Below are 13,354 nucleotides of genomic sequence, written 5' to 3'. Positions count from 1 at the left end.
CTCAGCTCTCCATCGCGTTCAGCCGCAGCAAGCGATCCTGCATGACCTTCTTCAGGTCATAGCCGGGGCGACGGAAGCTCGCATCGCGCGTGACGAGGAAATCGCGCTGGGACTTGCGCAGGCCATCCGCCCCGCGTTTGCCTGCGGATTTCAGCACGCGCGCGTAGGCCTCGGCGATCTGGCGGTCGAGCACGCCAAGCTGCGGATCGGCGCAGATCACTTGCTCGACCTCGCGCTTTGCGGTGGCGCAATCGAATGACGGACCGCGGTCATCGGGCGAGCGCGCATGCATGGGGCCCGGGGACGCCGCGCCGAATTTCGCGATCTCGGCGATCATGGCCCGGCGGCCGTTGGCTGCGTTCTCGTTGCCGGGATCGAGCTTCAGCGCCATCTCGTAATCCGCCAGCGCCTTCTTACGCTCGCCCATCTTCTTGTAGAGCACGGCGCGGTTGTTGTAGGTCTTTGCGAAATTCGGATCGAGCTTCAGTGCGGCCTCGTAGTCGCTCAGCGCGGCCCCGAGCTCGCCCTTGAATTGATAGGAATCGCCGCGGTTGGTCAGGAAGTTGGCGCGCGGCTCACGCCGGATCGCGAGGTCGTAATCGGCAATGGCCTAGTCGTACTCGCCCATCGCAGCATAGGTCAGGCCGCGGTTGTCGTAATACTCCGGCACCTTGGGATCGCGCCTGATCGCCTCGCCGTCATCGGCGACCGCCTTGTCGAGCTGGCCGAGCTTCTTATAGGCCGCCCCACGATTGGTATAGGTGCGGGGCCGGTCGGGGTCGAGCCGCAGGGCCTCGTCGAAGTTCTTGATCGCCTTCTCGTTGTCGCCGCCGAGATAATAGGCCACGCCGCGGTCGGACCAGGCCTGCGCAAAGTCCGGCTTCAGCTTGATCGCCTGGTCGTAGTCGGCGAGCGCGCGGTCGAGCCGGCGCTGATTGGTGTAGACGACACCGCGCAGCTCGTAGGCCTCCGCGTCTGCGGGGTCGAGCTCGATCGCCTTGCCGAGGTCGGCCGCGGCGCGATTGAGGTCGCCGCCGGCCTCGCGCAGGAGGTCGCCGCGCAGGCGCCAGGCCTTTGCATTCCTGCCGTCGAGCGCAATGGCGCGATCGATGTCCCGGAGAGCTTGGGTGAGGCCGCCCGAAGTCCGGGCATGGGCATCGGCGCGGACCAGCAGGGCCCCGGCGCGATCGGAGGCGGGATTGGCGGCTTGGTCGATGATGGTCGCGCAAGCGGCCATCAGCTCCGCTGGAGCCGCCTTGCTGCCCATCACGCAGTCGGTCCCGGCCGAGGCCGGCGCAGCGAGGACGAGGCCCATGGCAGCGCTGAGCAAGAAGGCGCGAAACGAACTCTTGGCAAGCCAAAGCGCTTGCGCGGAATGATGCGTGCCGCACATGGCAGTTTGCTCCGTGACGTCAGGTTTTCACCATTGTCGCAGCGGGCACGGGATGGGTTCAATTCGCGTCTGTCCACGCCTTACTCTCGGCACGAAGAACGTGGATGCCCTGGGCCTTCACCGCGTCGAAGCGGCTTCGGCCGCGCCGGCGGGACAAGGCGGGCATGACCTCAATACCCGTCCGCCCCATTGATCTGTTGCAGCCGCTCCTGCATTGCCTTCTTCAGATCGTAGCCCGGCCGGCCGTACGCCGCGTTGCGGCGGGCGATGAACTCGTCCTGCTCCCGCTGGAGCTTCCTGGCATCCGCCGGGTTGCGCGCCTCCCGGATCGCGCGCGCGTTGGACCCGAAAATCTCGCGGTCGAGATCGGCCAGCTCGCGATTTCGACAGATCGCCTTCTCCACGGCCCGGACCGCATTCCGGCAATTGAAGCTGGGCTTGCCGGCGACGGCCATCTGCGCGCCGATGCGCTCGAGCTCGCGCGCCATCGCCTTGTGATTGGCCTTGGCCTTCTCGTGGTTCGGATCGATCTTCAGGGCCGCAGCGAAATCCTGCACCGCCTTGGGCCTGTCGCCCTTCCTGAGCCAGAGTTCGCCGCGCGCATTGAAGATGTCGGCAAGCGTGGGATCGAGCAGGAGAACGCGGCTGTCGTCGGCGATGGCGCGGTCGACCTGATCGTGCCGCGCATAGAGCGCCGCGCGCGCGACCAGCACCTTGATCAGATCCTCCTTGGCAGTCTTCTCATTGTCGATCACGGCAGCGCAGGCTGTGGCGGCCCTGTCCATCTCGTCGGCCGCGGCCGCCGCGAGGCATGATTCGACATCAATCTTGATCACCGCAGCCGGCTCACCGCCGGTCGCAGCCTGGGCGGCGCCGAGCGAGAGCGCGTAGAGCAACACGGCACCTGACGATTGGATCAGTTTTTGAACACGCATGCTCGTCGCAGTCGGAAATCTTGCTTTCGGTCTTGCTTCGGTCTTGCATTACGCCTTGACTCGGGACCGCACAATCCATGACGGCCGGATTGGTGCTAGCTTGTGGCACCGCGCACATCGGTTTCGGGGATCATCGTGTCGACATTCGAACGGATCATCGCGTTCTGCTCGGCAGCCATTGGCCTTATCGGCGCTGACGCGGCGGATCAAGTCGCCTATCCGGCGTTTCGCGCCGTCGGCGGCGCGCTGATCGCCTTCGTGCCGTCCAGTCCGTCCTGAACGCTGGAGCCCGACCTCGCACTGGCCCTTTTTGTCGCACCGGTCCTGCTCGACGCCCGATTCGACACCTCGCTGCGATCGCGCAGAATTGAGCGCTCACGCTTGTGCGGGACGACAGCGGAGGATGAACGGCCACGTTGAACCAAACCCCACCTTCCCAGACTCACTCGTGATGACGACCCTGACCGACGACCGTCGTGTGCGCGCGCGTGATGCGTCGCCCGCACGATACTTTTATCTGCATATGTCCCTGGCCTGCGCGGCCACCGCGTTTCTCGGTTTCGCGCCGACCTATTGGGTGCCGCTCGCGCACCGGACGTTGTCCGCAAGCCCCGTGATTCATTTTCACGGATTCTTGTTCTTCACCTGGTCTCTCTATTTCGTGCTGCAGAGTTGGCTCGCGGCCTCGGGTCGTGTGGTCAATCACCGCTCGCTCGGCATCGCCGGCGTGTCGCTCGCCACCGCGATGACGATCTTCGGCTTCCTCGCCTCCGTGCACGTGATGCAGCATTCCGCCGCGCTCGGGCAGCGCGAGGCCGGCATCGGCTTCTCGATCGTGCCGATGAGCGGGATCGCGTTCTTCGCGATCGTGTTCGTGCTCGCGATCGTGAACACGCGCAGGCCCGAGATTCACAAGCGGCTGATGCTGCTTGCTGCGGTCTCGATCCTCGACGCCGCCATCGCGCGCTGGTTCCTGACCTTCCTGGCGCCTCCCGGACCTCCCGGCCCGCCGCCGGTGCCGGTCACGATCCCGCCGGCCGTCGTCGCCTCGCTCCTGCTCGTCGTCGCCATGGTGCGCGACTGGCGCGCCGAAGGCCGCGTGCATCCGGTCTATATCTACGGCACGGTGGCGCTGCTGGCGGTGAAGGTGCTGAACTGGCCGGTCAGCGAGAGCGCGGCGTGGCATTCGTTCGCCGGCGGCATCCTGGCGCTGGCGCAGTAGCTCTCGGTATCGTCCCGGACAAGCGAAGCGCAGATCCGGGACCCATAACCACAGGCCGTGGTTTGGCGAGGAATCGGAGTAACCACCTGGCAAGACAACCGCTCCCTGTTATGGGTCCCGGGTTCGCGCTTTGCGCGCCCCGGGACGACAGCGGAGTTTGAGGCTACGCCCCCGCCTTGCAGGTAATCCCGCCGTCGACCACGAGCTCGATCCCAGTCACATATTTCGACTCGTCCGAGGCCAGGAACAGCGCGGCGTTGGCAACGTCGAAGGCATCGCCCATGTGCCCCATCGGCACCTGCGCATCGCGGGCGCGCCACATCGCCTCGACGTCGCCCTTGGCGTAGCTGGCGGCGAGGCCTGCGGAATGCTCGACCATCGGCGTCTTCATCAGGCCGGGCAGGATCGCATTGACGCGCACATGGTGGCGCGCGAACTCGATCGCGGTGGTGCGCGTCATCTGGTTCATCGCCGCCTTCGAAGAGCCGTAGGTGACGTAGGAGATGCCCATGTGGCGGATCGAGGCGATCGAGGAGATGTTGATGATCGAGCCGCCGCCCTGCTTCACCATCACGGGGATGACGTGCTTCATGGCGAGATAGGCGCTCTTGAGATTGACGCTGAAGACGCGGTCCCAGCTTTCCTCGGTGACCTCGACCACGCTGCCCATCTCGGCGATGCCAACATTGTTGTCGAGCACGTCGATGCGGCCAGAGGCCTTCAGGCACGCCGCCACCATGGCCTCGATCTCGCTCGCCCGCGACACGTCGGCCGTGAACGCCGTCGCCTTGCCGCCCTCGCCGGTGATGATCTCTGCGGTCTCCTCGGCCGCAGCGCCGTTGCGATCGACGCAGAACACCTGGGCGCCCTCGCGCGCAAACGTCACCGCGGTCGCCTTGCCGTTGCCCCAGCCGGGCCCGATCGAGCCGGCCCCCACCACCATCGCAACCTTGCCCTTGAGCCGATCCATCGCATGTCTCCCGTTTGTTGTTCTTGTAGCCCGGATGAACGCAGCGACATCAGGGGACAATTGTCCGCATGTCGTTCCGCTCATGCGGGCTACGGGTTGTCGCAGACCTTCATCGTGGTCACGTTAGCACCAATGGGATGCCCGACAATCTCCGACAATGTCCGGCACTGTCCGTCATGGCACAGCCGCCATTCGCCGGCCGCGCCGGAATTGCCGAGCACGACCTGTTGCATGGCGGGGCGCTTCGGCTGCCATTGAAACCAGCCGTCGACCAACCGTGCCTCCGGCGGCGGCTCCATGCCGGGGCCGGTGCCCTTGACGCGGGCCTGCACCAGTTCGAGGCCGGCGGCGGTGACGCGCCAATCCTCCTGCCAGTCGACCTTCGCGATCGAATGCGTCCAGACCAGCGTAAAGGCGGACAGCGCCAGCGCCTTCACGCCCAACGCCGTGGCGAAGCAGAGGCTCACACCGCCTCGACCGGCGCCGGCGGACGCTGCCGCCATTGCCACAGCGCGAGCGCCGCGGCGAGCACGAAGCCGGCGGTGTCGCTGAACGGGAATTCGCCGAGCAGGCAGAACGCCGCACCGAGCGCGACCAGTCGCTCGATGAGCGTCAACCGCGTGAACAGGAAGCCGATCGCGGCCATGCCGAACAGGCCGATCGCCACCAGTGCCTTCAAGGCCGCCAGTGCCACCGCCCCGTAGAAGCCGAGCTGGGCTGCCATGGGATCGCCGCCTTGCAGCATCAACGCGGGAGAATAGACGAAGATGAAGGGGATGACGTAGCCGGCGAGCGCGATGCGCATCGCCTCCCAGCCGATCTTGTCCGGGTTCTCCTTCGCGATCGGCGCTGCCGCGAGCGCAGCCAGCGCCACCGGCGGCGAGAGGTCGGCCATGATGCCGTAATAGAACGCGAACATGTGGCTGGCGATCAGCGGCACTCCCAGCTTTGCAAGGGCCGGCGCGGCGAGCGCGGCGGTGATGATGTAGGTCGGGATGGTCGGGATGCCGGTGCCGAGCAGGATCGATAGCAGCATGGTCATGACCAGCGCCAGGAACAGGCTCTTCTCGCCGAGCCCGATCACCCAGCCGCCGAAGATGGTGCCGACGCCCGTCTGCGACATCATGCCGATGATGACGCCGACGATGGCGCAGGCCATGCCGACGGTGATGGCGGATTTGGCGCTCTCGGCCAGCGCGTCGCGGCAGGAACGCAGCGCGGCGAAGCCGCCGCGGACGAAGGCGGTGATCACGATCAAGCCGACGACGACGCTCGCGACCGGCGCGATCTGAAGGCCGTCACGCGACAGCGCGGCGACGACGAGCGCGAGCCCGATCCAGAAGATGTAGCGGATGATTGTTGCCGAGACGCCGGCGGTGATGCTGGTGCCAAGGATCAGCGCCACGGTCAGCGCGAGACCCATGCTGCCGGCATAGAGCGGCGTAAAGCCCTCGAACAGCATGTAGATGAGGGCTGCGAGCGGCAGCACGAGATACCAGCGCGTCACCAGCGCCTTCCAGGCGCTCGGGATTTCCGAGCGCTTCATGCCGACGAGGCCGTGCTTGCCGGCTTCCAGATGCACCATCCAGAACGCGGACGCGAAATAGAGCATCGCCGGGATCGCGGCCGCCTTGACGATCTCCGAATATTGCACGCCGAGCGTTTCGGCCATGATGAAGGCGACCGCGCCCATCACCGGCGGCATGATCTGCCCGCCCATCGAGGCCGTGGCCTCGACGCCGGCGGCGAAGGCACGGCGGTATCCGAACCTGATCATCAGCGGGATGGTGAACTGGCCGACGGTGACGACGTTGGCGACGCCCGAGCCGGAGATCGTGCCCATCATGCCCGAGGCGAACACCGCGACCTTGGCCGGGCCGCCGCGGGTGCGGCCGAACAGGCCGAGCGAGACGTCGGTGAACAACTGGATCATGCCGGCGCGCTCCAGGAACGAGCCAAACAGGATGAACAGGAAGATGTAGGTGGCCGAGACGTAGATCGGCACGCCGTAGAAGCCTTCGGTGCCGAACGACAGGTGCGTGACGATCTGGTCGAAGCCGTAGCCGCGATGGTTGAGCGGCGACGGCAGATATTGGCCGAAGAACCAGTAGACCAGGCAGGCGCCGCACATCAGCGGCAGCGCCGCACCCATCAGGCGCCGCGTGCCCTCGAAGATCAGCACCGCCAGCAGCGTGCCGACCACCAGATCGAGCCGCGTCGGGTCGCCGTCGCGCGCGATCAGGTCGGCGTAGAATATCCATTGGTAGAGCCCGCAGAGGAAGCCGGCACCGCCGATCGCCCAGCCGAACGCGCGGCCGGCATTGCTCCTCGCCGTGAAGTTGGCGATCAGGCCGAACGTGAGCAGAACGAGGAAGCCGACATGGACGCCGCGCACCACCTGGCTCGGCAGATAGTTGAAGGCGGCGACATAGAGCTGGAAGATCGCGAAGGCGATGCCGATCCAATAGGCGAGCGCGCCCCAGCCGCGCGGGCCGAAGCCTTCCGGAAAGCCATGCTCGAAATTGTCGAACTCGACCTTGACCTTGTCGGGCGCCGTCGCCGTGCCCTCTGCCTTTTCCAGCATCTCGCTCGTCCTTTGCCGTCCAGCGCTCTTAAGCTTGGCACGGTCCACCCGCGCCGTCATGCCCGGGGCTCGTCCCGGCCATCCACGATCTCTCTCACTTGCCCCTAGAACGTGGATGGCCGGGACAAGCCCGGCCATGACGTCCGACGAAAGGGAGCCGACCTTATTTGATCAGCCCTTTTTCCTTGTAATAGCGGATCGCGCCGGGGTGCAGCGGAACCGGGCTGCCGCTGGCCGCGGTCTCGAGCTTGATCTCCTTGCCGGCCGCGTGCGCGTTCACGAGCTCCGGCAGCGATTCGTAGACCAGCTTGGTCATCTGATAAGCGAGATCGTCCGACACGGCGGAGCTGGTGACGAGATAGTTGATCACCGCCGCCGTCGGCACGTCCTTGTCCTGGCCGGTATAGGTGTTGGCCGGAATGATCGCGGAGACGAAAGGCGGGCCGATCTTGTCGACCGTCTCCTTCGGCACCGACACCACCGTGATCGGGCTCGAGGTCGACAGGTCCTTCAGCGAGGCGACGCCAAGCCCGGCCGATTGCAGCGTCGCGTTGAGCTGCCGGTTCTTCATCAGATCGACGGATTCGGCGAACGGCAGATACTCGACCTTGCCGAGATCCTTGTAGCTCATGCCGGCCGCCGCCAGGATCGCGCGCGAATTCAGCTCGGTGCCCGACTTCGGCGCACCGACAGAGAGGCTCTTGCCCTTGAGGTCGGCCAGCGTCTTGATGCCGCTGTCGGCGGTCGCGACGATCTGGATGTAGTTCGGATAGATCGCGCCGATGGTGCGGAGCTTGTCGAGCTTGGTCTTGAAGCCGGCTTCCTCCTCGCCGTTCCAGGCGGCTTTCAGCGAATCGCCCAGCGTGAACGCCAGCTCGCCGCGACCCTGCTGCAGCAGGATCAGGTTCTCGACCGACGCCTTGGTGGCCTGCACCTGCGTCTTCACGTTCGGGATCTTGTCGCCGTAGATCTTTCCGATGGCGACCCCAAGCGGATAATACACGCCCGAGGTGCCCCCGGTCAGCACGTTGATGAAGGATTGCGCCTGCGCGCAAGGCGCCGACGCCGCCAGAGCAAAAGCCGCGGCAACGCCGAAAATGGTCCGTTTCATGGTTGTTGTTCTCCCCAAACCAGTGGCGAAATTGGCTGGATGAGGCCTGCGGGTCAACCCATCCAAAAGGCAAAACAGAACTGCGGTAAATGGCCGATCCGGCTCGATTTTTTCGGGAACTTGGGCTGCGGCGAGGCGGTGCAGCATAGACGGTCGCATAGGTGGACCAGCGCCACACCACGGACACCACAGCGTCATGGCCGGGCTCGTCCCGGCCAGCCAAGCCGTTCCGCTGACCACGGAGAACTTGGATGCCCGGGACAAGCCCGGGCATGACGACCTCTGCTGGATGTTCAAATGCGCTTGCCCTGCCCGCAGGCGGGCAGACGCTCCCTCACTGGAACGTCATATCCAGGCACTTCGAGATGTCGGAGCCGAGGCCGGAGGAGATGATGATGCAGCCACGCACCTTCTGCGCGCCGACGTCGGCGGCCCAGACCGAATAGCCGCCGGGACCGAAGAACGAGTTGGTGTTCGGCGGCTCGGTCTCGGTCGCATCGAAATCATACTTCCCGTCGGTCTCGAAGATGCGCGGCTTCTTGATGCAGCCGCCGTCGGTCTGGACGTTGATGACCTCCTTGTTGTCGCGGGTCAGCGCCAGCGAAACCTGGCAACGGAAATATTCCGAGGTCTTGGTGTTGAAGAGATAGGTGTAGGACTTGCAGGTCGCCGTGTTCAGCTTGCCCGGGGCAAGGCCGCGGCTGCACGAAATGCGCTGGTTGTGGCTGAGCTGGTAATCATCGGCCCGGGCGGCCGGCGCCAGCGCCGTCAACGACAATGCAGCAGCCCAGCAAAGTTTGATCACGTGGCGCATCCGAATCATCCCTATCGAAAATTTTGTCGAGTTGCGTTCTAGACGGAAAGCGGAACATAGTCGCGAGGGGACGGAGGGAAAATCACAAACTGCGGGACAAGACGTGATGCGCTGCGGCGCTTTCGCAAATTGACGCGGATACATCGTTCGTGATTTGTTCGAGACCGATGCCCACGACTGGGAGGATGGGACATGGCGATTTCAACGAAGACATTTGCACTTGTTTCGGGGGCCTTGGTAGCGCTGCTCGGCGCGTTCGCCGCGCCCGCGTGCGCGCAATCGACGGCAACGCCCTGGGAGCTCAAGTCCGACATGGGCTATGCGTATGACAGGGACGGCAAGACCTATTCCTACAAGATGGGCACCAGCAATGCCGGCGAGCTGCTGAAGGGCGCCAAGAAGGTGCCGAAGGGCACCCTGTTCTTCATCGGCCAGAACGGCCAGCTCTACATGCGCAGCGGCCCCTACCTGGAAGGCGACGGCAAGTTCAAGTTCGGGCCGGATCAGTAGGAGCGGTGGCCACGGTGCGCTCCCTCGCCCCGTTCTTACGGGGAGAGGGTTGGGGTGAGGGGCCTCTCTCCACGCATGAGATTGTCGACGGTCCTGTACCCCCTCACCCGGATTGCATCTTCGATGCAATCCGACCTCTCCCCGCGGGGAGAGGTGAAAGCAACGATTTCCTAAAACGCCGCCGCCAATTCCCTGGCGCCGGGCTTGCCGCTGTTCACGTCCATCCGATCGTCCGTCACCGCCAGCAGCTTGGCCACCGTGTTGTGGCGAATCGCGACCGGGTTGCGCTCATAGCCGCCGCGCTGGAAAAAGTTCGAGGTCGGCACCTGCTCGCGCATGGCCTGCGGCATCGTCACCATGTCGAGGCCGGTGCCGTCGCCGGTGAGGTTCATCATCTCGAGCTCGGCCGCGGAGAGCGGGCGCGAATGTCCCTTGGCCCGGGCGAAATGCACTGAAGTCAGCAGCTTGTGGGTCTGCAGCATCGGCCCGATATCGATGTCGAGCACCATCGCATGCATGGCCCAGCCTTGGGGAGTGCTGCCCATCTTCTCGTGCTCCGACCAGGTGTCGGGCACCGATTTGGCGTGCGTCACCATTTTCTTCAGGACAGCGAGCTTGTGCTCGAGCGCGTGCCGCGCCGGCCCTGACGTCCGCGCCACCTTCTCGGACAGCGCGCGAATGATTTCGTGTCCCTGCTCCGCCAGCAGCTCGACGCTGTTGGTGGTCAGCAGCTGGTTGTAACCCATCGCGGTCGAGATCGCGCGCTTGCCGCCATGCTCGATTCCCGCCTGCACGTCGTGGCTGCCGGTGCCGCCGGTCTCGAAGGCGTAAACCCGCACGGCCTGCTCGCGCGTCAGCCCGGAGGCGAGCGCGTAGCGCGCATAGGCGCGCTTGAACTCGACCTCGCTGGACGGGCGCTGCGGCGTGAACTGGTAGAGCTCCTGCGCCGCGCGCAGGAAATCGGCGACGACGGGAATGGGCTTGCGGGGCGGCCGCTCCGGCGTTTCCTCCGGCTCCGGATTCACAGGCTTCTTCGGACCATTGTAGAGCGGCGGATGCTGCAGCACGTAATCGTCGAGCGTCACCTGCTGCCCGCTGCGCCGCTTGGCATTGCGCCCTTTTCGCTTCTCCGAGATCTGGCTCCAATAGGCGCTTGCCTCGGCGTCGAACGCCGCGCGCGCGGCCTGATATTCGGCGAGCTTGCGGCGATATTCGAGCACGGCCGGCGAAGCCCCGGCGCCTTGCGCAAAGAATTGCGACAGCAGCTGGGCGTTGGCGCCGCGGACGGACGGTGCGATCAGGACAAGCGCAAGTGGAACCAGCGCCAATGTGTTTCGAATCGATCGATGCATGCCGCCCTCTTAGCAGGCATCCGGTAACCGTCACGTTAACGCGCCGTTTACCATGTCACTTCCAGGCGAACACCGGCTGTTCCAGATCGGTGACGCGGGTGTGCCGTCCCGCCAGCACCTCGCGGAACTGGTAGATCAGCGCCGCGGTCGGCGCGTGGATCAGGCTCATCTGGTGATGGAACCGGATCACGCGGCGCGTGCTTTCGGGAATCGCCGTGAAATCGAAGGCCTCGTCGCGTTCGATCGTGTCGAGCGCGATGCGATGGACGGAGGCGACCTCGTCCGGATTCGGAATGATCGCGGCACTGTCGACTGCCCAAACCACGACCGGCGTGATCAGATAGCCGGAGCGGGTCGGATAATCGTCGAGCAGGCCGAGCACCGCCTCGGCCGGAAGCTTGAGCGCGAGCTCCTCGTCGAGCTCGCGCAGCGCCGCCTCGACCGGCGTCTCGCCGGCATCGCAGCGTCCGCCGGGCAGCGCCCATTGGCCACGATGCGCGCGCAGGTGTGAGGCACGCTTGGTGAGCAGAAAGGCGGTGTCGCCACCGTCGCTGGATTCGGTCAGCGCCAGCACCACCGCGGCGCGCTTCAGCGCCGACGGCACGGCCTCATCGGGCAGCCGCGCGAAGGACGCGCAGGCCTCTGCGATATTCCGCCGGGTGGCATCGCCGAAAGGTCTCATGGTGCTTGACTACACCAGGATCGCATCTGATGAAACGAGGCGAGACAGCGTTGCAGGGATGGACGGAGCGATGACGAGCAGGGCCGCGGCAAGGCTAAAATCAGAGGGCTGGAGCATCCTCGAGACCACCGGCTTCATGCATCTGGTCGGCCCGTTGTGGGAGCGCAAGGTCGACGGCCATTACGAGTTCGCGCTCGCGACCGAGGACAAGCACCACAACCGCCGCGGCATGGTCCAGGGCGGCGTGATGATGACTTTCGCCGACCGCACCTGCGGCATGACCGCCCGCTACGTCTCCGGCAAGGAGTTCATGGCGACGGTGCAGCTCGACACCCATTTCGTCGAGGCCGGCCAGATCGGCGACATCCTGATCTCGCGCCCGCGCGTGGTGCGCTCGACCCGCAGCCTGATCTTCATGAGCACCGAGGTGACGGTCGACGACCGCTGCATCGTGATGGCGAACGGCGTGTTCAAGATTCTGAAGGGACCGGGGTAAAGGGGAGGCGCGCGAAGCAGGCAACTCCGAGTCTTCGCCAAACAACTCCCTGTGGCTATGGATCCCGGATCTGCGCTTCGCTTATCCGGGACGACGAGAGGGGATTGGGCTGCCTTCCTCTCCGCGTCATTGCGAGGCGCTCTTGCGACGAAGCAATCCAGCATCTCTCTGCGGATGCATCTCTGGATTGCTGCCCTGCGCTCGCAATGACGGGCGTTGCTGGCTATGCTGCGCTCCAACGAAAGCATCGAGGACCGTCCATGCACTTCCGCCAGCTCGGCCGCTCCGGCCTGAAAGTGTCGCCGATCTGCCTGGGCACCATGATGTTCGGCGGACCGACGGATGAAACTGCGTCGAAGCGCATCATCGACAAGGCACGCGGGGCCGGCATCAACTTCATCGATACGGCCGACGCCTATTCGAAAGGCGCATCCGAACAGGTCGTCGGCCGCGCCATTGCCGGCGACAGGCACGCCTGGGTGCTCGCGACGAAGCTCGCCAACCCGATGGGCGATGATCCCAACCGTGTCGGCCTGTCGCGGCGCTGGGTGCTGCAGGCCGCTGACGAGAGCCTGAAACGGCTCGGCACCGACCACATTGACATCTACTATCTGCACAAGGAAGACCATTCGACGCCGCTGGAGGAGACGGTGCGCGCGATGGGCGACCTGATCCGATCAGGCAAGGTTCGCTATTTCGGCGTCTCCAACTACCGCGCCTGGCGCGTCGCCGAGATCTGCAACATCTGCGACCGGCTCGGCATCGACCGTCCCGCGGTGAGCCAGCCCTATTACAACGCCATGAACCGCATGCCCGAGGTCGAGCACTTCCCGGCCTGCTCTTATTACGGCCTCGGCATCGTCCCCTATAGTCCTTTGGCGCGCGGCGTGCTCACCGGCAAGTACAAGCCGGACGCCACCCCCGACAAGGAGACCCGCGCGGGGCGCAACGACACCCGCATGATGCAGACCGAATGGCGGCCGGAATCGCTTCAGCTCGCGCAGGAGATCAAGGCGCATGCCGAGAGCAAGGGCATCACAGCCGGCCAGTTCGCGGTTGCCTGGGTGCTCAACTCCGCCTTCGTCTCCTCGATCGTCGCGGGTCCCCGCACCGAGGAGCAATGGGACGGCTACATCAGCGCGCTCGACTATCGCTTCACCGCGGAGGACGAGGCCCTGATCGACCGGCTGGTCACCCCGGGCCATCCCTCGACGCCGGGCTACAACGATCCCGCCTACCCGATCGAAGGCCGCCGCGCCCGGACGGCGTGACCTCTCGGAGACGA

At 65.2% G+C, this 13,354-nt stretch carries 13 protein-coding genes and 1 pseudogene; 5 read left to right on the top strand and 9 right to left on the bottom strand.

The features are described from left to right. Nucleotide 1: 1 nt before the first annotated feature. Together WI560_RS03240 and WI560_RS03235 are read right to left on the bottom strand one after the other, a co-directional pair. Nucleotides 2–1,393, bottom strand: a pseudogene (locus tag WI560_RS03240) (tetratricopeptide repeat protein). Between the two features lie 170 nt (nt 1,394–1,563). Further along, the gene (locus tag WI560_RS03235) at nt 1,564–2,328 is read right to left on the bottom strand and encodes a tetratricopeptide repeat protein (protein WP_375306876.1); all 765 of its coding nucleotides are present in this window, start codon (nt 2,326–2,328) and stop codon (nt 1,564–1,566) included. A gap of 135 nt (nt 2,329–2,463) precedes the next feature. Between WI560_RS03235 and WI560_RS03230 the strand changes: the two genes are divergently transcribed. Both WI560_RS03230 and WI560_RS03225 read left to right on the top strand, forming a co-directional pair. Next, the gene (locus WI560_RS03230; protein ID WP_375306875.1) at nt 2,464–2,607 is read left to right on the top strand and encodes a hypothetical protein; all 144 of its coding nucleotides are present in this window, start codon (nt 2,464–2,466) and stop codon (nt 2,605–2,607) included. Nucleotides 2,608–2,779: 172 nt separating this feature from the next. After that, nucleotides 2,780–3,550 carry a hypothetical protein gene (locus WI560_RS03225; protein WP_375306874.1) on the top strand — a complete coding sequence of 257 codons (771 nt, stop codon included), beginning with the start codon at nt 2,780–2,782 and terminating at the stop codon, nt 3,548–3,550. Between the two features lie 163 nt (nt 3,551–3,713). Here WI560_RS03225 and WI560_RS03220 read toward each other — a convergent pair whose 3' ends face one another. From WI560_RS03220 to WI560_RS03200, 5 genes are all read right to left on the bottom strand, one after another. Continuing rightward, nucleotides 3,714–4,520, bottom strand: coding sequence for an SDR family NAD(P)-dependent oxidoreductase (locus tag WI560_RS03220; protein ID WP_375306873.1), 807 nt, complete (start codon nt 4,518–4,520; stop codon nt 3,714–3,716). Nucleotides 4,521–4,609: 89 nt separating this feature from the next. Then, nucleotides 4,610–5,023, bottom strand: coding sequence for a DUF1850 domain-containing protein (locus WI560_RS03215; protein ID WP_375306872.1), 414 nt, complete (start codon nt 5,021–5,023; stop codon nt 4,610–4,612). Further along, nucleotides 4,984–7,104 carry a TRAP transporter permease gene (locus WI560_RS03210; protein WP_375306871.1) on the bottom strand — a complete coding sequence of 707 codons (2,121 nt, stop codon included), beginning with the start codon at nt 7,102–7,104 and terminating at the stop codon, nt 4,984–4,986. The genes WI560_RS03215 and WI560_RS03210 overlap by 40 nt, the downstream gene beginning before the upstream one ends. A 163-nt stretch (nt 7,105–7,267) precedes the next feature. Next, the gene (locus WI560_RS03205; protein ID WP_375306870.1) at nt 7,268–8,215 is read right to left on the bottom strand and encodes a TAXI family TRAP transporter solute-binding subunit; all 948 of its coding nucleotides are present in this window, start codon (nt 8,213–8,215) and stop codon (nt 7,268–7,270) included. Nucleotides 8,216–8,549: 334 nt separating this feature from the next. Beyond that, complete coding sequence (locus WI560_RS03200; protein ID WP_338305767.1) at nt 8,550–9,029, bottom strand: hypothetical protein; 480 nt, start codon at nt 9,027–9,029, stop codon at nt 8,550–8,552. 192 nt (nt 9,030–9,221) lie between these two features. Here WI560_RS03200 and WI560_RS03195 point away from each other — a divergent pair, with 192 nt between their 5' ends. After that, nucleotides 9,222–9,539, top strand: a complete 318-nt coding sequence (locus tag WI560_RS03195) for a hypothetical protein (protein ID WP_375306869.1) — start codon at nt 9,222–9,224, stop codon at nt 9,537–9,539. 170 nt (nt 9,540–9,709) lie between these two features. Here the strand turns inward: WI560_RS03195 and WI560_RS03190 are convergent, their stop codons facing one another. Together WI560_RS03190 and WI560_RS03185 are read right to left on the bottom strand one after the other, a co-directional pair. Beyond that, nucleotides 9,710–10,891: a hypothetical protein gene (locus WI560_RS03190; protein ID WP_257196647.1), complete on the bottom strand. Its 1,182-nt coding sequence runs from the start codon at nt 10,889–10,891 to the stop codon at nt 9,710–9,712. 55 nt (nt 10,892–10,946) lie between these two features. Then, entirely contained in the window at nt 10,947–11,573 is a 627-nt protein-coding gene (locus WI560_RS03185) for a CoA pyrophosphatase (protein WP_257196648.1), read from the bottom strand. Between the two features lie 70 nt (nt 11,574–11,643). Between WI560_RS03185 and WI560_RS03180 the strand changes: the two genes are divergently transcribed. Both WI560_RS03180 and WI560_RS03175 read left to right on the top strand, forming a co-directional pair. Beyond that, entirely contained in the window at nt 11,644–12,069 is a 426-nt protein-coding gene (locus tag WI560_RS03180; RefSeq protein WP_375306868.1) for a PaaI family thioesterase, read from the top strand. 260 nt (nt 12,070–12,329) lie between these two features. After that, the gene (locus WI560_RS03175) at nt 12,330–13,340 is read left to right on the top strand and encodes an aldo/keto reductase (RefSeq protein WP_375306867.1); all 1,011 of its coding nucleotides are present in this window, start codon (nt 12,330–12,332) and stop codon (nt 13,338–13,340) included. Nucleotides 13,341–13,354: the final 14 nt, after the last annotated feature.

Origin of the sequence: Bradyrhizobium sp. A11 (assembly GCF_042077125.1) — a bacterium.
In the GTDB taxonomy this organism is placed as follows: domain Bacteria; phylum Pseudomonadota; class Alphaproteobacteria; order Rhizobiales; family Xanthobacteraceae; genus Bradyrhizobium; species Bradyrhizobium japonicum_B.
This window is presented reverse-complemented; position numbering and strand designations above follow the sequence as displayed.

Coding starts and splice junctions, on each gene's coding strand:
- WI560_RS03235 (WP_375306876.1), bottom strand. CDS start 2,328: ATGCGTGTTCAAAAACTGATCCAATCGTCAGGTGCCGTGTTGCTCTAC.
- WI560_RS03225 (WP_375306874.1), top strand. CDS start 2,780: ATGACGACCCTGACCGACGACCGTCGTGTGCGCGCGCGTGATGCGTCG.
- WI560_RS03220 (WP_375306873.1), bottom strand. CDS start 4,520: ATGGATCGGCTCAAGGGCAAGGTTGCGATGGTGGTGGGGGCCGGCTCG.
- WI560_RS03215 (WP_375306872.1), bottom strand. CDS start 5,023: ATGGCGGCAGCGTCCGCCGGCGCCGGTCGAGGCGGTGTGAGCCTCTGC.
- WI560_RS03210 (WP_375306871.1), bottom strand. CDS start 7,104: ATGCTGGAAAAGGCAGAGGGCACGGCGACGGCGCCCGACAAGGTCAAG.
- WI560_RS03205 (WP_375306870.1), bottom strand. CDS start 8,215: ATGAAACGGACCATTTTCGGCGTTGCCGCGGCTTTTGCTCTGGCGGCG.
- WI560_RS03200 (WP_338305767.1), bottom strand. CDS start 9,029: ATGCGCCACGTGATCAAACTTTGCTGGGCTGCTGCATTGTCGTTGACG.
- WI560_RS03195 (WP_375306869.1), top strand. CDS start 9,222: ATGGCGATTTCAACGAAGACATTTGCACTTGTTTCGGGGGCCTTGGTA.
- WI560_RS03190 (WP_257196647.1), bottom strand. CDS start 10,891: ATGCATCGATCGATTCGAAACACATTGGCGCTGGTTCCACTTGCGCTT.
- WI560_RS03185 (WP_257196648.1), bottom strand. CDS start 11,573: ATGAGACCTTTCGGCGATGCCACCCGGCGGAATATCGCAGAGGCCTGC.
- WI560_RS03180 (WP_375306868.1), top strand. CDS start 11,644: ATGACGAGCAGGGCCGCGGCAAGGCTAAAATCAGAGGGCTGGAGCATC.
- WI560_RS03175 (WP_375306867.1), top strand. CDS start 12,330: ATGCACTTCCGCCAGCTCGGCCGCTCCGGCCTGAAAGTGTCGCCGATC.